This window comes from Pelagibius sp. 7325 (genome assembly GCF_037652055.1).
GTDB lineage: Bacteria > Pseudomonadota > Alphaproteobacteria > Kiloniellales > Kiloniellaceae > Pelagibius.
The window spans coordinates 795,370-815,432 of sequence record NZ_JBBKAH010000002.1; the positions used below are offsets into that span (position 1 = coordinate 795,370).

The window sequence follows — 20,063 nt, forward strand, 5'->3', positions numbered from 1 at the left end:
AGAGGGCAGTCTCATGAGCAGCTTGAGCCGTAGAGGCAGCGAGAACCCCGGAACCGTTCTGCACTTTCCCTTACCCCTGCGCCAAGGGCCGGTCACCCGGGCCGAGGTCGAGCAAGCCGTCGCGCGTGGCCGCGGCCTGCAAGGCCAGGCCCTGCGCAACGGCATCCGGCGCGCCTTCAGCCTGCTGGCCGGCGCTTTCCTGGCCGGCGGCTGCCTGCGCGGACTGCGCCTGACCGCCGGCACCGCCGGCCGGCGTCAGCCCTGCTGCTGAGCGGGTGAGCCGCGGCGCTGCGGATCCTTCAGCGGCGCCATGAGAACGAGGCCGGCGAGGAAGAACAGCAGGATGGTGGCCATGCCGACACGCTGGCTGTCGGCCCACAGCGTCACCCAGCCCACCAGCGCCGGACCGAGAAAGGCGGTGACCTTGCCGGAAAGCGCGTAGAGGCCGAAGAACTCGGTGGAAAGTTCCGGCGGCACGATGCGCGCGAGGAAAGACCGGCTGGCGGTCTGCGCCGGTCCGATGAAAATCCCGATGCCGCAGCCCAGAACGTAGAACCAAGTCTGGCTCTCGACCAGAAGGATAGCGGTGCCGAGCACCACCAGGGCGGCGACCGAAGCCATAATGGTGAACTTGGCGCCGACCAGGTCGTCGACCCAGGCAAAGGCGAAGGCGCCGAGACCCGCGGTGACGTTCAGCAGGATGCCGAAGATCAGGATCTCCTGGAAGGACATGCCGAAGCTGCCGGCGGCGTAGATGCCCCCGAAGGCGAAAAGCGTGTTGAGGCCGTCGGTATAGAGCATGCGCGCCAGCAGGAAGCGTCCGACCTGGCCGTGGCCCGGCAGCCGCTTCAGCGTCTGCCACAGGGTGGCAAGGCCGTCGCGCACGGCACGGCGCGGCCGGAACGGCTGTGGCGATTCATGCACCAGGAAGAACAGCGGCAGGGCAAAGACCGCGAACCACAGCCCGACGAAGGGGCCGGTGGCGCGGACATCTTCCGCCCGCCCCCTGTCGAGGCCGAAGAACGGCACTTCCGGCATGACGAAAAGAGCGAGGCAGAGCGCCAGGCAGACGAGGCCGCCGGCGTAGCCGAGGCCGCCGGCCCAGCCGGAGAGGCGTCCCAGGTGGCTGGGCGGCGCGACCTGCGGCAGCATGGCGTTGACGAAGACCTGGCCGAATTCGAAGGCGGTGTTGCCGACGGCGACCAGCAGCAGCGCCATCAGGACGTAGTCCGACTGCGGCCGCACCCACCACAGGCTCAGCGCGCAGGCAACGGCGACCACCGTGAAGATGCCGACCCAGGGCTTGCGTCCGCCGCCCTGGTCGGCGATGGCGCCGAGAATCGGCGCCAGTCCGGCGAGCACCAGCCCGGAGAGGCTGAGCATCAGGCCCCACTGGGCGGTGCCGGCCTCCGGTGTCTCCGCCACGCCGCGGGTGAAGTAGGCCGCGAAGACGAATGTGACGATGACCGTGGGATAGGAGGAGTTGGCCCAGTCGAATAGGCACCAGGCGAAGGCGGCGCCGCGGCGGCCCTTCCACTGGTCCCTAGGCATGCTCGGATCGGAAATGATGGGGGAGCCCTCCTTGGCGCGGCGGATCGCCCGTTCCGCTAGCAGCTTTCAGGCAACCGCTCAAGCGGTGTAGGCTGCGAGCCCCTTAGGGCACTGCGAGAGAACCCCATGCTGATCGTCACCACTGATGGCATCGAAGGCCGCCGGATCGTCGAGTACCTGGGCATCGTCTCCGGCGACGCCATCGTCGGCGCCAACGTGTTCCGCGACGCCTTCGCCCGCGTGCGCGACGTGGTGGGCGGGCGCGCCGGCGGTTACGAGAAGGCGCTGCGCGGCGCCAAGCAGCACGCCCTCGAGGACCTGGCGGAAGAGGCCCGGGCGCTGGGCGCCGATGCGGTGGTCGCCGTCGACCTGGACTACGAGGTGATCGGCGATTCCATGCTCATGGTCTCGGCCAACGGGACGGCGGTGAAGCTGGGCTGATCCCTAGCCGGACACCATCGACTTCAGCTGTCGGTTGGCGACCGCCAGCATGGCGAAGTCCGGCGTACCGGAGGCCTTCAGTTCCTCGATCAATTGCTCGGTGCGCGCGACCAGCGGCTCGCGCCCGGCCGACCAGTTGTCGATCACCCTGTCACTGCTCTGCGGGCCGCTGCCGCCGGCCGGCGCCTTTCCCTGCGGCCCGCCACCGTTCAGCACTCGCGTGGTCAGATCGCTCTGGTGGCCATAGAAGTCGTCGATGATGGCCGAGACCGCCAGCTTGTCCCAGGCGGTGTCGGTCGGCAGCGAGCCCGCCGAGCGGCGCAGCCAGTTGAAGCCGAAGCGCTCGCCGATCTTGAAGTAGGCCTCGGCGACCTTCTCCACCGGCAGCTTCAGCGTGGCGGCGATGCGCGCGATGTCGCAGACCGGCGCCAGCAGAGGCAGGCTGGCGAGGCGCCGGGCCAGCGCGGCGGGCGCGCCCTCCGCCGTCAGCTCTGCCGCACGCTGATCGAACAGCTGGCGTTCGCCCGGCGACAACAGCGATTCGATCCGCGCGGTCAGCGTGGCGACGCCGGCACCGAAGCGGCCGATCTCGCCGGCAATGTCGAGCGGCATGCCGACCTCGCGCAGGAACCACACGGTCTCCCGCTCTATGAGGCGGCCGCATTCCACCAGCATGCGCGCCTGCAGGCTGGCCGGCACCTTGTTGTCGAGCGCCTCGATCTCCGCCCAGGTATCGCGCATGGCGAAGATCTCGCGGGTGATGATGTAGGCCTTCACCACCTCCTCAGGCGGCAGGCCGGTCTTCTCGCGCACCTCGTGGACGAAGTTGATGCCGACGCGGTTGATCAGGTCGTTGCTCACCACGGTGACGACGATCTCGCGCTTCAGGCGATGGCGGGCGATCTCGGCGGCGTAGGCCTCGCGCAGCGGCCTGGGGAAGTAGGCGCCGAGGTCGGCGGCGAAGTAAGTGTCGTCAGGCAGATTGGACACCAGCAGCTGGTCGTAAAGCACCAGCTTGGAATAGGACAGCAGCACCGCAATCTCCGGGCGCGTCAGGCCCTCGCGGCGTTTCATGCGCTCCAGCACCTCCTCGTCGTCGGGCAGGTACTCGATGCGGCGGTTGAGCTGGCCTTCCTTCTCCAGCGCGCGCATGAACCGCGCGAAGCGATCCAGCAGGTGGCCGCCCAGCATGTGGGTGACGGTGATCGCCTGGCCCTGCAGGTAATTGTCACGCAGGCATTGGCGGGCAACGTCGTCGGTCATCTTCTCCAGCAGCTTGTCGCGTTCCTTGCGGGTCAGCTTGCCGGTCTGCTCGGCATCGCCCAGCAGGATCTTGATGTTGACCTCGTGGTCCGAGCAGTCGACGCCGGCGGAGTTGTCGATGAAGTCTGTGTTGCCGCGCCCGCCGGCCATGCCGTACTCGATGCGCCCCCGCTGGGTCATGCCCAGGTTGGCGCCTTCGCCGACCACCTTGGCCTTCAGGTCCTCGCCGTTCACGCGCAGGGCATCGTTGGCGCGGTCGCCGACGTCGAGATGACTCTCGTCGGCGGCCTTCACATAGGTGCCGATGCCGCCGAACCACAGGAGTTCGACCTCGGTCAGCAGCATGGCCTGAATCAGTTCGTTGGGTGTCACGCTGTCCTTGGAGATGCCGAATGCCCGCTTCATCTCTGGGCTCACCTTGATGGACTTGGCGCTGCGCTCGAAGATGCCGCCGCCCTTGGAGATCAGCTTGGCGTCGTAGTCGGTCCAGGCCGAGCGCGGCAGGTCGAAGAGCCGCTTGCGCTCGGACCAGGACTTCGCCGGATCGGGGTTGGGATCGACGAAGATGTGCATGTGGTTGAAGGCACCGACCAGCAGGATGTGCTGCGACAGGAGCATGCCATTGCCGAAGACGTCGCCCGACATGTCGCCGCAGCCGATGCAGGTGAAGTCCTGGCTCTGGATGTCCTTGCCCAGTTCGCGGAAGTGGCGCTTCACGCACTCCCAGGCGCCCCGCGCGGTGATGCCCATCTTCTTGTGGTCGTAGCCCGCCGAGCCGCCGGAGGCGAAGGCGTCGTCGAGCCAGAAACCGTATTCGGCGGAAACGCCATTGGCGATGTCCGAGAAAGTCGCCGTGCCCTTGTCGGCGGCGACCACCAGGTAGGGGTCGTCGGCGTCGTAGCGCAGCACGCTGCCGGGCGGCACGATCTTGCCGCGCTTCAGGTTGTCGGTGATGTCGAGCAGCCCGCGCACGAAGGTCTTGTAGCATTCGATGCCGGCGGCAAGGAAAGCGTCGCGGCCGGCCTCCGGCGGCGGCGGCTGCTTCATGACGAAACCGCCTTTGGAGCCGACCGGCACAATCACGGTGTTCTTCACCTGCTGCGCCTTGACGAGGCCCAGCACCTCGGTGCGGAAGTCTTCCGGTCGGTCCGACCACCGGAGGCCGCCGCGCGCCACCATGCCGAAACGCAGATGAACGCCCTCGAACGCGGGGCTGTAGACGAAGATCTCGCGCAACGGCTGCGGCTGCGGCAGTTCCTCGATCGCGCGTGAATCGAACTTGAAGGAGCAGTAGGTCTTTTCGCCACCCCTTTCGGCCGGCTGGAAGAAGTTGGTGCGCAGGGTCGCGAGGATGAGGTTCAGATAGCGGCGGATGATGCGATCTTCATCCAGGTTGGCGACCTGGTCGAGTTGCTCCTGAATCGCCGCCACCAGCTTCTTGCAGGCCTTTTCCGACTCCTTTTGGCGCTTGGGATCGAAGCGGGCGAGGAAGAGATCCACGAGATTGCGGGTGATCGCCGGATTCTTTGCCAGCGTCGCTTCCATGTACGCCTGGCTGAAGGGAATGCGCGCCTGGCGCAGGTACTTGCAGTAGGCCCGCAGCATGATGACCTCGCGCGCGGTCAGGCCGGCGTGCAGCACCAACTTGTTGAAGCCGTCATCCTCCATGCTTCCGTGCCAGACGCGGGCGAAGGCCTCGTGGAAGGCATCACGCACGCGCACCAGATCGATCGCCGCCGCACCCTCGGCGACGATGTCAAAGTCATGAATCCACACCGGCGCCTCGCGGTCCGGCATCTCGATGTCGTAGGGCACCTCGCCGATCACCTTGAGGCCCATGTGCTCCAGCATCGGCAGGATGTCGGACAGCGGCACCGGCTTGTCGAGCACGTAGATCTTGAAGTTCAGATCATGCGGCGCCGCGCCGGGCCGGCGGTAAAGATTCATCGAAAGGTCGTTCTCGGCAATCGCCTCCTCGATGTTGTGGATGTCTTCCACCGCGATCTGCGCGTCAAAATGGCGCTGGAAGCTGGGCGGGAAGGCGCGCTCGAAGCGCCGGAGCGCGCGGATGCCGTCCTGCTCGCCGACGGCGGCGATCAGCGCGTCCTCCAGCAGATCGGCCCACGACCGCGCGGCCTCGGCGAGACGCGCCTCCAGCTTCTGCACGTCGACCTTCGGGATCTTGCCTTGCTTTGTCGTGATGGTGACGTGCAGGCGCGCCAGCACCTCATCGCTCATTTGGGTCGAGAAGCTGGAACAGGTGCCTTGGTAGGCCTCCGCCAGGATGTTCTGCAAACGGAGGCGTAATGTGGTGTCATAGCGGTCACGCGGCACGAACACCATGCAGGAGACAAAGCGCTCGAATGGATCGCGGCGCACGAAGAGGGCAGTGCGCTGGCGTTCTTGCAGGTGCAGCACGCCGATGGCAATGTCGCGGAGCTCTTCGACCGGAATCTGGAAGAGTTCGTCGCGCGGATAGTTCTCCAGGATATGCAACAGCGCCTTGCCATCGTGGCTGCGCGGCGAGAAGCCGGAGAGCTTAACCACGGCATCGACTTTCTGCCGCAGCAACGGAATCTCGCTGGGCGAGCGTGAATAGGCCATCGAGGTGAAGAGGCCGACGAACAGCCGCTCGCCGGTCACCTTGCCCTTGGCGTCGAAGTTCTTCACCGCGATGGTATCGAGGCTCACGGCGCGGTGCACCGTTGCGCGGCGGTTGCCCTTGGTGATGCGCAGTAGTTGAGGTTGGTGCATGAAGTCGCGTACGTCAGGCGGCAGCTTGCCCAGGTTGCGCAAGCCATCGAAGACGCGCACCTCCGCGTCGCGCAGAATGCCGAGGCCGCGCGACTTGGACACCTTGGAGACCGCGTTGGGGCCACTGCCCTGGAAGGCGATCTCGCGGTAGCCGAGGTAGGTGAAGTGGTCGTCATCGAGCCACTTGAGAAACTCCAGGCCTTCGGCGATCTCCGCCACCGGCAGCATCGGCGGGCGTGTTTCCAGTTCCGCGATGACCTCGCGGCAGCGCTCGCGCATCGTCGGCCAGTCCTCCACCGAGGCGCGGACGTCGTTCAGCACGGCCGCAATGCCGGCGGCAATCTCCGCCAGGCGTTTGGGCGGCTGCTCGCTGATCTGGATCTGCATCACCGACTCGCCGGCGAAGCCGGCGGACGCCGCCCGCGAGCGCGCCGCGGCACCTTGTTTCGGGGCCGGTTTCACCTCAGCCAGTTCCAGCAGCTTGCCCTTGGGATCGCGGCGCAGGCTGACGATGGGGTGGATGACCAGATGCACCTCGGCGTCGTTGCGGTTGATCTCAGCGGTCACCGAGTCGACCAGGAACGGCATGTCGTCGTTGATGATCTCGATGACGCTGTGCGGCGACTCCCAGCCGTCCCTGGTGCCATCGGGGTTGTAGGCGCGCACGCTGGCCTTGCCGGGGGCGCGCTGCTGCAGGTTCTCCCACAGCGCCAGCACACCGCCGGCCAGGTTTTCCACCGTTTCACCGCGCAGATCGCTGGGCGGCACGTTGGCGAAAAACTGGCGCACGAAAGCCTCGGCTCGCTTGGCCTTGGTCGCGCTGAGGCGCTTGTGCACCGCCTGGATGATCTGGCCGATGAGGCGGGACCGCGCTTGCGCGCTTTTTTCTGCCATGGCGAATTCCCCTTGCCGCAGATTCTTGGACTGCCTGCTGTGCCGTGACGATCCGGGCCGACTCCGCGGCTCTGATCACGCTGACTACACGCTAAACCATTCCGGGGCATAAGGTTAAGGACGGAAAAATGACGAAGCGGGGGAAACCATTCCCTGATTCGGCTCGGCCCCAACTGACTTCCGCCCTCGCGCCGCCGATGGAGCGCAGGCCTGATGCAGGCTTGCCAGCGGACGGGCCTCGGAGGATGATTTGTGTTAGCGCTAGCAATTTGGCTTTTCACAGCGGAAGATGGTGCAATGCGCGCCGTCCCGGCCCACAAAGGGGCCGGGGAGCGCCAAGAGGGAACGCATGACGAGACGCAAGAAGGGCCGGACAACCATCGCCGACGTGGCAGCACGGGCGGAGGTGAGCCCGATCACCGTATCGCGGGCGCTGCGCGAGCCGGCCCGGGTGTCGGAGCCGCTGCGCCAGCGCATCGACGACGCCGTGCGGGCGCTCAACTACGTGCCGGACCTGCACGCCCGTGCGCTGGCCTCCGCGCGGACCAGCGTGGTGGGCGTCCTGATCCCCTCGATCACCAACGTGGTCTTCACCGACGTGCTGCGCGGTATCCACGACCGTGCCGAGCAGACCGATCTGCAGGTGCAGTTCTCCAACACGCGCTACTCCCCGGTCGAGGAAGAACGGCTGATCGAGCTCTACCTCAGCCAGTCGCCGGCGGCGATGATCGTCGTCGGCATCGACCAGACCCCTGCGGCGGCGCAGATGCTGCGCGCGGCCGACTTGCCAATCGTGCAGATCATGGAGCTGGGCCCGGATCCCTTTGACATGATGGTGGGCCTATCCCAGGTCGACGCCGGGCGTGCCATGGGCGAGCACCTGATCAGCGCCGGCTATCGCCGCATCGCATACCTCGCCGCCCGTCTCGACCCGCGCAGCAATCGCCGCATGGCCGGCTTCCGCGCAGTCCTGGCCGAAGCGGGTCTCGACGACGACAGCCTGATCGTGCAGACCAAGGAGCCCTCCTCCGTCGCCATGGGCTGCGAGCTGCTGCGCCAACTGATGCGTCAGCGTCCCGACGTCGACGCGGTATTCTGCAATAACGACGACATCGCGCTCGGCGCCCTCTTCGAGTGCCAGCGCATGGGCATCAGGGTACCCGAGCAACTGGGTCTCGCCGGCTTCAACGACTTCGAGATGATGGCGGCCGCCGAGCCGCCGATCACCAGCGTCGCCACCGAGCGCTATGAGATGGGCGTCACCGCCATGGACATGGTCGCACGGACCATCGCCGGCGACCCGCCGGCGGAAAAGATCGTCGACCTGGGCTTCCACCTCTGTCCGCGCGCCAGCACCCGCCCGGTCGACCCGGAGGGCAAGAAGGCGCCGGTAATTTCCCGGAAGGCACGCGGCAAGAGCCCAAGCAAGACCGGTGCTGCGGCGAAATAGCAGTCGCCAGATTCGCTCCCCTAATTCGCGCTAGAAGTTCTCGACCCAGGGGCGCAGCGCGACCTCCCAGGTCCAGGCCGAGCGGTGCTGGCGGGCGACCTGGAAGTAGGTCTCGGCGATGGCGTCGGGATCGAGCAAGGCATCGGAGCCGTCGTCGGGGCGGCTTTCCGAGCGGATGCCGCCGTCGATGACAAAGTGGGCGACATGGATGCCCTCCGGCTGCAGCTCGCGCGCCAGCGACTGGGCCAGGCCGCGCAGGCCGAACTTGCCCATGGCGAAGGAAGCCGAGCGGGCATAGCCCTTCACGCTGGCCGAGGCGCCGGTCAGCAGGATGGTGCCGCTGCCGCGTTCCAGCATCTGCGGCACCACGGCATTGCAGAGCAGGTAGCCGCCGTAGCAGGACACCAGCAGCGCCTGCTTCACCGCCTCCGGGTCCAGTTCCGTGAAAGCCCCGCGCACGCGCCCGGACGCATTGAACATCACCACGTCCGGTGTGCCGAGATCGGCCGTCACCTGCGCCAGCAGGAAGTCGACCGAGCTGCGATCGGCGACATCGCAGCCATAGCTCCTGGCGCCCAGCTCGGCGGCAAGGTCCTGCAGCTTCTCGGGATGGCGCGCGGCCAGCGCGACCTGCGCGCCTTCTTTGGCAAAGCGCCGCGCGACCGAGGCGCTGAGGCCCGGTCCCGCGCCGACGATGAGTACGGTTTCCGCCATGTCCTTGTCCTTTTCGCTCAATCGTTCCGGCATTCTGCATGTAGGACCGGCGGCGCGAAAAAAAAGCGGCGGTCCGATCAGACCGGCGGCGGATTCAGCCGGGCAAAGCCCTCCTGCCGGCGGTAGGGGAAGTAGGGATAGGGCGCCTCCACCGCACTGACGGCATCCAGGCGGGCGACCTGTTCGGCGCTGAGGTTCCACCCGACAGCGCCGAGGTTGTCACGCAGCTGCTGCTCGTTGCGCGCTCCGATAATGACGGAAGACACCGTCGGCCGCTGCAGCAGCCAGTTGAGCGCGATCTGAGGTAGCGTTCTGCCGGTTTCGGCGGCGATGTCGTCCAGCACGTCGACGATCGCGAAGAGGCGTTCCTCGTCGACCGGCGGGCCGAACGCGGCAGTGTCGTGCAGGCGGCTACGGTCCGGCAGCGGCGTGCCGCGGCGCAGCTTCCCGGTGAGGCGGCCCCAGCCGAGCGGGCTCCACACCAGCGCGCCGACACCCTGGTCGAGCCCCAGTGGCATCAGCTCCCACTCGTAGTCGCGGCCGACCAGTGAGTAGTAGACCTGATGGGCGACGTAGCGCGGATAGCCGTAGCGCTCCGCCACGGCCAGCGATTTCATCACCTGCCAGCCGGCGAAGTTGGAGACGCCGACGTAGCGCAGCTTTCCCGCGCGCACGAGATCGTCGAGGGTCGAGAGCACCTCTTCCACCGGCGTCGCCGCGTCGAAGGCATGCAGTTGCAGAAGGTCGATATAGTCCGTGCCCAGCCGCCGCAGCGCGGTATCGCAGGCGCGGATGAGCCGCGCGCGCGAGGTGCCGGCTTCGGTCGGCCCCTCGCCCATCGGCAGCGCAGTCTTGGTGGAGATCAGGACATCGCCGCGCCGGCCCTTCACCGCCGCGCCCAGGATCTCTTCCGAAGCACCAGAGGAGTAAACGTCGGCGGTATCGAAGAGTGTCACGCCGGCCTCGAGGCAGATGTCGACGAGGCGTCGGGCCTCCGCCACGTCGGTGTTGCCCCAGGCGCTGAAGAAGGGGCCTTCGCCGCCGAAGGTCGCGGCGCCGAAACTCAAGGCGGGGACTTTCAGGCCCGAGCGGCCCAGCTGTCTGTATTCCATGGTCAGTCTCCTGCAGTTGCACAGCCTGCCGCCGCGGCCTGGGCTGGGGGTGAGGAAGGCGCGTCGCGCCGGTCGAGGGAGAGACTCCACAGCGCGACAGCCAGGCCGCCGGCGGTCACCGCGGCGGCGATCAGGGGAAGGCTGCCGAGGCCGAGTCCCGCGGAAATGGCCATACCCCCCAGCCAGGCGCCGAAGGCGTTGCCCAGGTTGAAGGCGGCGATGTTAAGGCTGGATGCGAGGTTCTGACCGCTCTCCCCCGCCTTCTCCAGCACCCGGAGCTGCAGCGGCGGCACCGTCGCGAAGGCGGCAACGCCGAACAGGCCGACGAAGGCGACGGCGGCGAGCCGACCCTGCAAGGCAAAGGTCATCGCCACCAGAACAGCGGCCAGCAGGCCGAGGGTGACGATGACCGAGCGGCCGAGACCGCGGTCGGCCAAACGTCCCCCCAGCAGGTTCCCGGCGGCGAGGCCGGCGCCAAAGAGCAGCAGGATGGGGGACACGGCCGCGTCTTCGAAGCCCGCAACACGGGTCAGGATCGGCTGGATGTAGGTGAAGACCGCGAAGACGCCGCCAAATCCCAGCACGGTCATCATGAGACCGAGCAGTACCTGCGGCATGCGCAGCACGGCGAGTTCCTGGCGCAGGGGCGCGATCTCCTCCGGCGCGCGCTGTGCAGGCACCAGCAGCGCCAGCACCGCCAGCGCCACCGCCCCGATGGCGGTGACCGCCCAGAATGTGGTGCGCCAGCCGTGGCTGTGGCCGAGCCAGGCGCCGAAGGGCACCCCTAGCAGGGTGGCCACGGTGAGACCGGTGAACATCACGGCGATCGCGGAAGCGCGACGCTCCACCGGCACCAGGCGGGTCGCGACCACCGAGCCGACACCGAAGAAGGTGCCGTGCGCCAGCGACGTGATCACCCTTGCCGCCATGAGAGACGCATAGTCCGGCGCCAGGGCACAGGCAGCGTTGCCGAGGGTGAAGATGGCCATGAGGGCGATCAGCACCGACTTGCGCGGCAGCCGGCGGGTGCCGAGGGTCAGCAGCGGCGCGCCGACGACCACGCCCAGGGCATAGGCGGAAATCAGCAGCCCCGCCGCCGGCACGGACACACCCAGGTCGCCCGCGACCTGCAGCAGCAGCCCCATGATGACGAATTCGGTGGTGCCGATGCCGAAGGCACCGGCGGTCAAGGCGTAGACGGCGACAGGCATGGTTGTCCTCCGGAAGCGGAACGCCATTGCGGAAGGACGGATGTGGGTCCGGTTTTCTTGTGAATTAGACAGCGTCTAGGATAGTTAACTGTGATATGAATTCACCAATGAGCCGCAGCGACATCAACCGATCCGGCGAAATGGCCGTCTTTGTCCAGGTTGTCGAGCTGGGAGGGTTCTCGCCTGCCGCCAAGGCCCAGGGCCTGACCCCCTCGGCGGTCAGCAAGCTGGTGAGCCGGCTCGAAGCCCGGCTCGGCACGCGGCTGATCCACCGCTCCACGCGCCGGCTGCAGCTGACGCCGGAAGGCGAGGTCTTCCATGGGCGCTGCATCGCCATCCTTGCCGACATCGAAGAGGCGGAACGCGAGGTGGCGGCCGGCGCTGCGCCACGCGGCCGCGTGAGGGTGAACACCAACATCCCCATCGGCAGGCACCACCTGCTGCCGCTGGTCCCCGAATTCCTGGATGCCTTTCCCGACGTCACCCTGGACATCTCGCTCAGCGACCAGGTCGTCGACCTGATGCAGGAACGCGCCGACGTTGCCATCCGGACCGGGCCGATGCGCGCCTCCAGCCTAACGGCGCGCAAGCTGGGCGCGAGTCGGGTCGTGGTGGTCGGCGCCCCCGCCTACCTGGAGCGCCGGGGCAGGCCGGCAACGCCGGCTGACCTCGTCCGGCACAACCGGATCGGCTTCAACTTCGCACGCGCCGAAAAGGGCTGGCCGTTTCTCGACCCGGAGGGCGACGGGGAACTGCTGATTCCCGCCACGGGAAACCTGCAGCTCAGCGACGGCGAATCGGTGCGGGAACTGGCGCTGGCCGGCATCGGCCTTGCGCGCCTGGCGCTGTTTCACGTCCGTCCGGACATCGAGGCGGGCCGGCTGGTGCCGCTGCTGGAAGATTTCAACACCGGGACCCTGCAGGAGACCCACGCCGTCTTCCTGGGCCAGGGCGGCCCGCTGCCGCCAAGGGTGCGGGCCTTCATCGACTTCATTGCCGCGCGGCTGGACCTGTCCTGACGTCACCCCGGCTTGGAGCGGCCCGGAACCCGGCGCGCCCTCGTTCGAGCGACGCCGGGCTCCGGCGGGCGGTCAGTTCAGCTTCAGACGGACGTCGAGTCCGTTGCGGGTGGCGTGGGAGTACGGGCAGACGATGTGCGCCTGGTCGACAATGGCCTGGGCGACATCGCGCTCGAGGCCCGGCAGGGTGATCGCCAGCTCGACGTCGAGGCCGAAGCCCTGGCCATCGTCGCGCGGGCCGATGCCCACCGTCGCGGTCACTGTACTGTCGTCGGCGACCTTCACCTTCTTCTGGCCGGCGACGAACTTAATGGCGCCGAGGAAGCAGGCCGAGTAGCCGGCGGCAAAGAGTTGTTCGGGATTGTTGCCCTCGCCACCCGGGCCGCCGAGTTCCTTCGGCGTGGTCAAGGTGACGGCAAAGGCGCCGTCGGCGGTCTTGGCGGAGCCGGTGCGGCCCCCGGTGGCAGTCGCCTGCGTGGTATAGAGCGTCTTCATGGTAGCGGTTCCTTTAGCTGCCGTTTTGGCGGGACCAATCCGCCTTGGATGAAAGATATATGTCGTGCGCGATCTAATCGTGCAAGAGGCAAATTATAATTTTCTGCAATCCCTTGAAAAACAAGGTAGCTTTTTCGCGCGATTCACTTGCGCGCGATATAATCGCGCATATATCTTACGGACATTCGAGGATGGAGTGAGATCATGTCCGCAAGGGACTCCGACTATCTGGGGCTGGACGACCAGTTCTGCTTCGCCGTCTACTCAACGGCCCACGCCCTGAACCGCGCCTACAAGCCGCTGCTCGACCGGCTGGGCGTCACCTATCCGCAGTACCTGGTGCTGCTGGCGCTGTGGGGCGCGGACGGCCGCAGCGTCGGCAGCCTGGGTGAGCAGCTGATGCTCGAATCCAGCACGCTCACGCCGCTGTTGAAGCGCATGGAGGCGGCGGGGCTGCTGAAACGCGAACGTAACCCGCAGGACGAGCGCCAAGTCACCGTGCGCCTGACGGCCAAAGGCCGCAAGCTGCGAGACAAGGCCAAGGCGGTACCGAAGTCGATCCTGGGCGCCACCGGCTGCGACGCCCGCACGCTGGGCGAACTGCGTGACCACGTGACGGCGGTGCGCGATGCCATTCTGGAATCCGTCGAGACGGCTTAAGCCGGCGATACGTCAGGTCTTGAGGCGGATCCGCTGCAGCAGATCCCACACGGGTATGGCGCTCAGTCCGCCGATGAGGCCGGCGATATAAGGCGGCAGCGCGAAGCCGAGAACGGCCAGCCAGATGAGACCGGCAACGTAGCTGGCCGCCAGCATCACCAGCACTGTCAGCAGGAGTCGCTGCCATAGCGGCAGGTGGCGGGGCGGTGGTGCTTCGGTCATGGCAGGCTTCCCTCGATTACGCGGCGCCGGCATGGGATTGGTCGCACCGACAGCATAGCCTGAGACTAACCGTTGCGCAGCAGGAAGGGTTCCACGAGGTCGAGCAGCGCCTCCGGCACCTCGAAAGGCGCGCAGTGACCGCTTTCCAGTTCGGTGTACACGGCGCCGGGAATGGCGGCAGCCAGGGCGCGCGCATGGATGTCCGGCGGCACGATCTGGTCGTGGCGGCAGCCGAGCACCAGGGCCGGCACCGCGACGCGCGCGGCCTCCGACGTCACATCGAGGCTGAGGTCGAGTTCGACCTGGCGCGCCAGCCCCTCCCAGTTGGTGCCGATGAGATCCTCCGCCACCATCCGCTCGAGCGCTGCTGTGTCGAATCGCGCGAGGTAGTCCGGACTGAAGCAGGTCAGCAGGCCGTGGCGCACCATGGCCTCGCGGTCTTTGGCGATGAGGTGGCTCCACAGCCGCAACAGCAGTTGCACGCGCGGCTCGGCAGTGCTCAGCATGCCGCCCAGCGGCACGACGCTCAGCACCTTGTCGGGATGGTCGGCCGCGATCTTCACCGCGACCACGGCGCCGAGCGAAAAGCCGAGAACGTGAAAAGATGCCAGCCCCGCGTGCTGTGCCGCGGCAACCACCTGGGCGGCCAGGGCATCGAGGCGGAGGGGGCCGCCGCCGTCGACGGTACCGCCGGAGCCGGCATAGTCCGGCCGCACCACCGTCCAGCGCGCGGCCAGGCGGTTGATCATCCCGGTCCAGCTGGTCGCGGCACTGCCGCCGGTGCCGTGAACCAGCACCAGGCCGGGCCCGTTACCGTCGATGCGATAGGCGACGCGGGCGCCGGCAATCTCGACATGGGGCATGGGGAAATCCTCGTAACACCGTGGCGGCGCCGAAGACTTAGGGCGTGCCTGCGGTTTCGGTCAAGGACACCGGTCACCAAGAGCACCGATCAGGAAGCTGCGGCCGAACATTCCCCGCCCAACAGACTTTACTCATAGTCTGCTGCCAGGACGGCGACAGGAGCCCACGTTGATCGTCGCTGCGAAGCCGGTATGCTGCCCTCCGCAAGTCACCCCGCCCTTATGGCTCCACCTGAATGTCACAGCGCCCTTCCCTTCATGGCGACAACGTTGCGCGCGCCGTTGGCACCATCGTGCTCACGGTCATGGCGCTGTCGCTGGGCGACGCCCTCATCAAGCTGTTCAGCGCGGACTTCGTCCTGTGGCAGGTTTTCGTGCTGCGTTCGCTGGTCGCCCTGCCGGTGCTGGCGCTGATCATCGGCGTCAGACAGCGCGCCGGACGCCCCGGCCTCAGCCGCTTCCTGCCGCGCCATCCCGGGTGGGTCGCCCTGCGCAGCCTGATGCTGACTTTCATGTGGGTCGCCTACTATGCGGCCCTGCCTCACCTCGCCCTGTCCGCTGCGGCAGCCGCCTACTACACCCTGCCGATCTTCATCACGCTTTTCGCCGCGCTTTTCCTCGGCGACCGGATCGGCCCCCTCGGCTGGATGGCGATCCTGCTCGGTTTTCTCGGCGTCCTACTGGTCCTCCGCCCGGACGCCGGGGCCTTCAACCTCCACGCCCTCCTGCCGCTGGCGGCCGCCGTCCTCTATGCTCTGGCGATGATTTTGACCCGGAGCCGGTGCCGGCAGGAAGACCCCCTGGTTCTGTCGCTGTCGCTGAACGTCAGCTTCATTGCCGTCGGCGCGCTCGCGACGCTTGCCGGTCTGGCCGGCCTCACCTCGGACGGCGGCTTTCTCGGCGGCACCTGGGCCCCGATTGGCGTGTCGGAGGCCGGCGCCCTGGCCGTGTTGGCGGCGGCCATCATCATCGGCAGCGTCGGCGCGGCGATCGCCTACCAGATCGGGCCGCCGGCCACGGTCGCGAGCTTCGACTTCGCCTATGTCGCCTTCGCCGGCCTCTGGGGCCTGCTGTTCTTCAGCGAGTTCCCGGACGCCATCAGCGTTCTCGGGATGGCGATGATCGTCGCCGGCGGCCTCCTGGCGGTGCGGCGCTAGCAGATCCTGCCAGACCGAAGACCGGACGGATGACGTTGCGCGGGCGGCACCCTATATGAAAGGCACACCCCCTTTGCCGACGCCGCGAGAATTCCCATGCCGCCTGACCCCGAGACCGCGCGCCTGCCCAGCTTCTTCCTGCCGCACGGCGCCGGCCCGTGCTTCTTCATGGACTGGGATCCGCCGGAGGCCTGGGACCGGATGGCCGCCTATCTGAAAGGGCTGACCGCCACGCTGCCCGCACCGCCGAAGGCGATCATCGCGGTCTCCGCCCATTGGATCGAGCCGGCCTTCACCGTCGCAGCCGCGGCGCGGCCGGAGCTGATCTTCGACTACTACGGTTTTCCGCCCCACACCTATCAATTGACCTATCCGGCGCCGGGCGACCCGGCGCTTGCGGCGCGGGTTGTCGAGCTGCTGCAGGCGGCCGGCCTGCCCGCCAAGGAAGATCCCGACCGCGGCTTCGACCACGGCGTCTTCATTCCGCTGAAGCTGGTCTTCCCGGAGGCCGAGATCCCCGTGGTGCCGCTTTCGCTCGCCGCCGGCCTCGACCCCGCGCGCCACCTCGCCGCCGGGCGGGCGCTGGGCCCGTTGCGCGAGGAGGGCGTGCTGATCCTCGGCACCGGCATGAGCTTCCACAACATGCGGGGTTACGGCGACCCGCGCTACGCCGCCCCCTCCGACGCCTTCGATGCCTGGCTGGCCGAGGCTGTCGCCGATCCCGCCGGCCGCGACGCGAGACTGGCCGCCTGGACCGAGGCGCCCGGCGGCCTGCAGTCCCACCCCCGAGGCCAGGAAGAGCACCTGATCCCCCTGATGGTGGCGGCCGGCGCCGGCGGCCCCGGCCGCTGCGACTTTACCGATCGGGTGCTGGAGGTGAGCCTCTCCGCCTTCCGTTTCGATTGAGCCCCGAAATCCCGCTGGCTGCATAGCCGCCCTGCGCCAAGCAAACGGTGCAAAGGAGGCCACAGTCGTGCTATCGAACCGCCGCCATCACGAAAGCGGCGGCCCCGGCAGGGTATCCCGCGGGCCGCGTTCAGGGAGTTCCACCGTGACCGACACCGTCTGCCTTTCCCCCGTCGACAACAGCGAATACGCCCGCCGCCCCGTCGCCGGCGACGCCCAGATCGAGGCCGCCTTTGCCGGCGCCCGCCGAGCCCAGCGCGACTGGGCCCGCCTGCCGATTTCCGAGCGCGCGCGCTACTGCACGGCGCTGACCGACGCCATGCTGGCCATGGGCGAGGCGATCATCCCGGAGCTGGCCTGGCAGATGGGCCGCCCGGTGAAGTTCGGCGCCGGCGAGCTGCGCGGCTTCGAGGAACGCGCGCGGGCAATGATCGCCCTGGCCGAGACGGCCCTGGCGCCGGTGGTACCGGCGGCCAAGGACGGCTTCAAGCGCTACATCCGCCGCGATCCCCTGGGCGTGGTGCTGACCATCGCACCGTGGAACTACCCCTACCTGACGGCGGTGAACTCCATCGTGCCGGCGCTGATGGCCGGCAACGCGGTGGTGCTGAAGCACGCCGCGCAGACCCTGCTGGTCGGTGAACGCTTCCAGCAGGCTTGCGACAAGGCCGGCCTGCCCAAGGGGCTTTTCACCAACCTCTGCATGAGCCACGGCCAGGTCGGCAAGGTCATCTCCTCCAGGCTGGCCGACCAGGTGAACTTCACCGGCTCGGTCGAGGCCGGCAAGGTGATCGAACAGGCCGCCGCCGGCCAGTTCATCGGCGTCGGGCTGGAACTGGGCGGCAAGGACCCGGCCTACGTGCGCGCCGACGCGAACCTGGACTACGCGGTGGAGAACACCGTCGACGGCGCCTTCTTCAATTCCGGCCAGTCGTGCTGCGGCATCGAGCGCATCTACGTGCACGAGAGCCTCTATGCGCCCTTCGTCGAGAAGTTCGTCGAGCTCACCCGCGGCTACGTGCTGGGCGATCCGCTGGACGCCGGCACCACGCTGGGGCCGATGGTGAAGACCGCGGCCGCCGATTTCGTGCGCGGCCAGATCGCCGCCGCCCTGCAGGCCGGCGCCACCGCGCACATCGATCCCAAGGACTTCGCCGCCGACAAGCCGGGCACGCCCTACATGGCCCCGCAGGTGCTGACCGACGTCACCCACGACATGTCGGTGATGACCGAGGAAAGCTTCGGCCCGGTGGTCGGTATCATGAAGGTCGCCAGCGACGAAGAGGCGGTGCGCCTGATGAACGATTCCGCCTATGGCCTGACCGCCTCGATCTGGACGGCGGACCTCGCCGCGGCCGAGGCGATCGGCGGCGAGATCGAGACGGGCACGGTGTTCATGAACCGCGCCGACTACCTGGACCCCATGCTGGCCTGGACCGGCGTGAAGGACACCGGGCGCGGCGCCACCCTGTCCGAGGTCGGCTACGAGATGCTGACCCGGCCCAAGTCCTTCCACCTGCGTCATACCATCTAAGACGCGCGAGATCCGGAACCGAAAAAGGCGGCCTCAGGCATACAAGCGGGGCCGCCTTCATCGGGTGTCAGCCGTTCGCGGGGTTCTTGGCCGCTTATTCGGCGGCCTTTTCTACGTTGAAGCCGTCGAAGTTGTCGAAGACACCCATAAAACCAGGCACGGTCGCTTCGCGCGCCCAGTCGCGCTGGAGTTCGCAGTACATCTGGACGCGGCTGATGAGCTTCGCGCCGGCCTGCTCGATGCGGCGCAGCGCCGCCTCGTGCGCTGCCAGCGACGTGCCGCCGACCGCATCGACCGGAACATAGACTTCATAGCCTTCCTGGATCGCATCCAGTGCCGGGAAGGTCAGGCACGCTTCCGTCCAAAGCGCGGTCATGATCAGCTTCTTGCGCCCGATCGACTTGACCGCCTCCTTGAACTCCGTGTCCTCCCAGCTGTTGATCGAGGTGCGGTCGTAGGTCGGCAGATGGCCGAGCACGTCCTGCAATTCCTGGATCGGCGGCTTGTTGCGGCCGGTCGCGACGTTGACCGTCGAGTGGACGATCGGGAGCCCGTAGTTCACAGCCGCCTTGGCGACGCTGGTGATGTTGAACACAAGCTCGTCACGAGGCATCGAGCGGATCGAGGAGACCTGGATCGGCTGATAGTCGATGACGATGAGGGCCGAGTTCTCCGGCGACAGAAGATGGTCGGTCTGGGGGTTACGGATCTTCTCGCTTGCCATTGGCAGGTCCTTTTCGATGGGAAATTTTGCGCAGCAGGCGGGCCGAAGCCCTCGGTCAAGCGGACGGGCGCGCACGGACCCGCCCACAGGAAAGAGCGGCCGGCTCCGCGTATTCGGATCCGGCCTCTCGTTCATGCTGTGGCGGTGACGAAACGCCCGTTGTTGAAATCCTCGGCGGCCTGGTGGATTTCCGCCTCGCTGTTCATCACGAACGGCCCGTAGCCTACGATCGGTTCGTCAATCGGCTCGCCCGTCAGGATCAGCAGCTTGGCTTCCCCATCGGTATGGACCTTGACGTCGCTTCCCTCGCGATCAAGCAACACCATTTCAGCCTCTCCGGCCTCGAGACTGCCTTCGATCGTCACGTGTCCGGTCAACACCACGATCATGGCGGTATGACCCGCCGGCAGGTCGAGAGTCAGGTCCCTATCGGCCTTCAGGCTGAGATCCCACACGTTGATCGGTGTGAAGGTCTTCGCCGGTCCTTTCGCGCCGCGATGCTCACCGGCAATGACGCGCGCCTTGCCCGCACCGCCGGGCAGCGAGACGACGGGGATGTCGGCCTTGGAGATGGCCTGATAACCGCCGGGCGCCATCTTGTCCTTCGCCGGCAGATTCACCCAGAGCTGCACCATGCGGAAGGGTCCGCCCGTCTTGGCAAAACCGGGCGAGTGGTATTCCTCATGAATGATGCCGCCCGCGGCCGTCATCCACTGGACGTCGCCGGGACCGATCACTCCGCCGTTGCCGGCGGAATCCCGATGCTCGACCTCGCCGTCATAGACGATGGTGACGGTCTCGAATCCACGGTGCGGATGCTCGCCGACGCCGCGCCGCCGCTTCGTGGGTTCGAAGCTGTACGGCCCTGCATAGTCGAGCAGCAGGAAGGGGCTGATGTGTGCACCCAGCGTGTTGTACGAGAAGAGCGAGCGGACCGGGAAGCCGTCGCCCACCCAATGCTGCCGGTCGTTGCCGTACCGGCCGTAGATTCTCTTCGTCATGTGTTTTCTCCAGTGCCTATAAGCCCCCGCCAAGCGGGCTGCTTGCCTGGACTAGAGGTAACGCGGCAACGATGATCCAGAAAGATTGCTTA

At 67.2% G+C, this 20,063-nt stretch carries 18 protein-coding genes; 8 read left to right on the forward strand and 10 right to left on the reverse strand.

Translation table 11 applies throughout. The features are described 5' to 3' along the window. Positions 1 to 13: 13 nt before the first annotated feature. Complete coding sequence (locus tag WDC82_RS05680) at positions 14 to 271, forward strand: hypothetical protein (RefSeq protein WP_340116286.1); 258 nt, start codon at positions 14 to 16, stop codon at positions 269 to 271. Here WDC82_RS05680 and WDC82_RS05685 read toward each other — a convergent pair. Next, the gene (locus tag WDC82_RS05685) at positions 256 to 1,551 is read right to left on the reverse strand and encodes an MFS transporter (RefSeq protein ID WP_340116287.1); all 1,296 of its coding nucleotides are present in this window, start codon (positions 1,549 to 1,551) and stop codon (positions 256 to 258) included. The genes WDC82_RS05680 and WDC82_RS05685 overlap by 16 nt on opposite strands. A gap of 126 nt (positions 1,552 to 1,677) precedes the next feature. Between WDC82_RS05685 and WDC82_RS05690 the strand changes: the two genes are divergently transcribed. Continuing rightward, positions 1,678 to 1,992, forward strand: coding sequence for a YbjQ family protein (locus WDC82_RS05690; RefSeq protein ID WP_340116288.1), 315 nt, complete (start codon positions 1,678 to 1,680; stop codon positions 1,990 to 1,992). A gap of 3 nt (positions 1,993 to 1,995) precedes the next feature. Here the strand turns inward: WDC82_RS05690 and WDC82_RS05695 are convergent, their stop codons facing one another. After that, positions 1,996 to 6,903, reverse strand: coding sequence for an NAD-glutamate dehydrogenase (locus WDC82_RS05695; protein WP_340116289.1), 4,908 nt, complete (start codon positions 6,901 to 6,903; stop codon positions 1,996 to 1,998). 349 nt (positions 6,904 to 7,252) lie between these two features. Here WDC82_RS05695 and WDC82_RS05700 point away from each other — a divergent pair, with 349 nt between their 5' ends. Beyond that, on the forward strand, positions 7,253 to 8,353 hold the full coding sequence (locus WDC82_RS05700; protein WP_340116290.1) for a LacI family DNA-binding transcriptional regulator: 1,101 nt from the start codon (positions 7,253 to 7,255) through the stop codon (positions 8,351 to 8,353). Positions 8,354 to 8,383: 30 nt separating this feature from the next. On the opposite strand, the gene WDC82_RS05705 is transcribed toward WDC82_RS05700, so the two are convergent. The 3 genes from WDC82_RS05705 to WDC82_RS05715 form a co-directional block, all read right to left on the reverse strand. Further along, on the reverse strand, positions 8,384 to 9,067 hold the full coding sequence (locus WDC82_RS05705) for an SDR family NAD(P)-dependent oxidoreductase (RefSeq protein ID WP_340116291.1): 684 nt from the start codon (positions 9,065 to 9,067) through the stop codon (positions 8,384 to 8,386). 77 nt (positions 9,068 to 9,144) lie between these two features. Next, positions 9,145 to 10,179 carry an aldo/keto reductase gene (locus tag WDC82_RS05710; RefSeq protein WP_340116292.1) on the reverse strand — a complete coding sequence of 345 codons (1,035 nt, stop codon included), beginning with the start codon at positions 10,177 to 10,179 and terminating at the stop codon, positions 9,145 to 9,147. 2 nt (positions 10,180 to 10,181) lie between these two features. After that, on the reverse strand, positions 10,182 to 11,390 hold the full coding sequence (locus tag WDC82_RS05715; RefSeq protein WP_340116293.1) for an MFS transporter: 1,209 nt from the start codon (positions 11,388 to 11,390) through the stop codon (positions 10,182 to 10,184). A 107-nt stretch (positions 11,391 to 11,497) separates the two neighbouring features. Here WDC82_RS05715 and WDC82_RS05720 point away from each other — a divergent pair, with 107 nt between their 5' ends. Further along, complete coding sequence (locus WDC82_RS05720) at positions 11,498 to 12,409, forward strand: LysR family transcriptional regulator (protein ID WP_340116294.1); 912 nt, start codon at positions 11,498 to 11,500, stop codon at positions 12,407 to 12,409. A 72-nt stretch (positions 12,410 to 12,481) separates the two neighbouring features. On the opposite strand, the gene WDC82_RS05725 is transcribed toward WDC82_RS05720, so the two are convergent. Continuing rightward, entirely contained in the window at positions 12,482 to 12,904 is a 423-nt protein-coding gene (locus WDC82_RS05725; RefSeq protein WP_340116295.1) for an organic hydroperoxide resistance protein, read from the reverse strand. A 204-nt stretch (positions 12,905 to 13,108) separates the two neighbouring features. Between WDC82_RS05725 and WDC82_RS05730 the strand changes: the two genes are divergently transcribed. Continuing rightward, positions 13,109 to 13,564: a MarR family transcriptional regulator gene (locus WDC82_RS05730; RefSeq protein WP_340116296.1), complete on the forward strand. Its 456-nt coding sequence runs from the start codon at positions 13,109 to 13,111 to the stop codon at positions 13,562 to 13,564. A 12-nt stretch (positions 13,565 to 13,576) separates the two neighbouring features. On the opposite strand, the gene WDC82_RS05735 is transcribed toward WDC82_RS05730, so the two are convergent. Next, the gene (locus tag WDC82_RS05735; protein ID WP_340116297.1) at positions 13,577 to 13,786 is read right to left on the reverse strand and encodes a hypothetical protein; all 210 of its coding nucleotides are present in this window, start codon (positions 13,784 to 13,786) and stop codon (positions 13,577 to 13,579) included. Positions 13,787 to 13,851: 65 nt separating this feature from the next. Next, positions 13,852 to 14,649, reverse strand: coding sequence for an alpha/beta hydrolase (locus WDC82_RS05740; RefSeq protein ID WP_340116298.1), 798 nt, complete (start codon positions 14,647 to 14,649; stop codon positions 13,852 to 13,854). Between the two features lie 236 nt (positions 14,650 to 14,885). Here WDC82_RS05740 and WDC82_RS05745 point away from each other — a divergent pair, with 236 nt between their 5' ends. From WDC82_RS05745 to WDC82_RS05755, 3 genes are all read left to right on the forward strand, one after another. Then, positions 14,886 to 15,806: a DMT family transporter gene (locus WDC82_RS05745; RefSeq protein ID WP_340116299.1), complete on the forward strand. Its 921-nt coding sequence runs from the start codon at positions 14,886 to 14,888 to the stop codon at positions 15,804 to 15,806. A 96-nt stretch (positions 15,807 to 15,902) separates the two neighbouring features. Then, entirely contained in the window at positions 15,903 to 16,712 is an 810-nt protein-coding gene (locus tag WDC82_RS05750) for a class III extradiol ring-cleavage dioxygenase (protein ID WP_367576122.1), read from the forward strand. Between the two features lie 145 nt (positions 16,713 to 16,857). Then, on the forward strand, positions 16,858 to 18,246 hold the full coding sequence (locus tag WDC82_RS05755; RefSeq protein WP_340116300.1) for an aldehyde dehydrogenase family protein: 1,389 nt from the start codon (positions 16,858 to 16,860) through the stop codon (positions 18,244 to 18,246). Positions 18,247 to 18,340: 94 nt separating this feature from the next. Here the strand turns inward: WDC82_RS05755 and WDC82_RS05760 are convergent, their stop codons facing one another. Then, on the reverse strand, positions 18,341 to 18,970 hold the full coding sequence (locus WDC82_RS05760; RefSeq protein WP_340116301.1) for a hydrolase: 630 nt from the start codon (positions 18,968 to 18,970) through the stop codon (positions 18,341 to 18,343). Positions 18,971 to 19,101: 131 nt separating this feature from the next. Continuing rightward, positions 19,102 to 19,971 (reverse strand): pirin family protein, encoded by an 870-nt coding sequence (locus WDC82_RS05765; RefSeq protein WP_340116302.1) that lies wholly within the window; start codon positions 19,969 to 19,971, stop codon positions 19,102 to 19,104. Between the last annotated feature and the right edge of the window lie 92 nt (positions 19,972 to 20,063).

What these genes read in the sequence shown, in the direction of transcription:
- WDC82_RS05720 (WP_340116294.1), top strand. Translation starts at nt 11,498, where the DNA reads ATGAGCCGCAGCGACATCAACCGATCCGGCGAAATGGCCGTCTTTGTC.
- WDC82_RS05705 (WP_340116291.1), bottom strand. Translation starts at nt 9,067, where the DNA reads ATGGCGGAAACCGTACTCATCGTCGGCGCGGGACCGGGCCTCAGCGCC.
- WDC82_RS05745 (WP_340116299.1), top strand. Translation starts at nt 14,886, where the DNA reads ATGTCACAGCGCCCTTCCCTTCATGGCGACAACGTTGCGCGCGCCGTT.
- WDC82_RS05765 (WP_340116302.1), bottom strand. Translation starts at nt 19,971, where the DNA reads ATGACGAAGAGAATCTACGGCCGGTACGGCAACGACCGGCAGCATTGG.
- WDC82_RS05725 (WP_340116295.1), bottom strand. Translation starts at nt 12,904, where the DNA reads ATGAAGACGCTCTATACCACGCAGGCGACTGCCACCGGGGGCCGCACC.
- WDC82_RS05760 (WP_340116301.1), bottom strand. Translation starts at nt 18,970, where the DNA reads ATGGCAAGCGAGAAGATCCGTAACCCCCAGACCGACCATCTTCTGTCG.
- WDC82_RS05695 (WP_340116289.1), bottom strand. Translation starts at nt 6,903, where the DNA reads ATGGCAGAAAAAAGCGCGCAAGCGCGGTCCCGCCTCATCGGCCAGATC.
- WDC82_RS05690 (WP_340116288.1), top strand. Translation starts at nt 1,678, where the DNA reads ATGCTGATCGTCACCACTGATGGCATCGAAGGCCGCCGGATCGTCGAG.
- WDC82_RS05700 (WP_340116290.1), top strand. Translation starts at nt 7,253, where the DNA reads ATGACGAGACGCAAGAAGGGCCGGACAACCATCGCCGACGTGGCAGCA.
- WDC82_RS05710 (WP_340116292.1), bottom strand. Translation starts at nt 10,179, where the DNA reads ATGGAATACAGACAGCTGGGCCGCTCGGGCCTGAAAGTCCCCGCCTTG.
- WDC82_RS05740 (WP_340116298.1), bottom strand. Translation starts at nt 14,649, where the DNA reads ATGCCCCATGTCGAGATTGCCGGCGCCCGCGTCGCCTATCGCATCGAC.
- WDC82_RS05685 (WP_340116287.1), bottom strand. Translation starts at nt 1,551, where the DNA reads ATGCCTAGGGACCAGTGGAAGGGCCGCCGCGGCGCCGCCTTCGCCTGG.
- WDC82_RS05715 (WP_340116293.1), bottom strand. Translation starts at nt 11,390, where the DNA reads ATGCCTGTCGCCGTCTACGCCTTGACCGCCGGTGCCTTCGGCATCGGC.
- WDC82_RS05730 (WP_340116296.1), top strand. Translation starts at nt 13,109, where the DNA reads ATGTCCGCAAGGGACTCCGACTATCTGGGGCTGGACGACCAGTTCTGC.
- WDC82_RS05735 (WP_340116297.1), bottom strand. Translation starts at nt 13,786, where the DNA reads ATGACCGAAGCACCACCGCCCCGCCACCTGCCGCTATGGCAGCGACTC.
- WDC82_RS05680 (WP_340116286.1), top strand. Translation starts at nt 14, where the DNA reads ATGAGCAGCTTGAGCCGTAGAGGCAGCGAGAACCCCGGAACCGTTCTG.
- WDC82_RS05750 (WP_367576122.1), top strand. Translation starts at nt 15,903, where the DNA reads ATGCCGCCTGACCCCGAGACCGCGCGCCTGCCCAGCTTCTTCCTGCCG.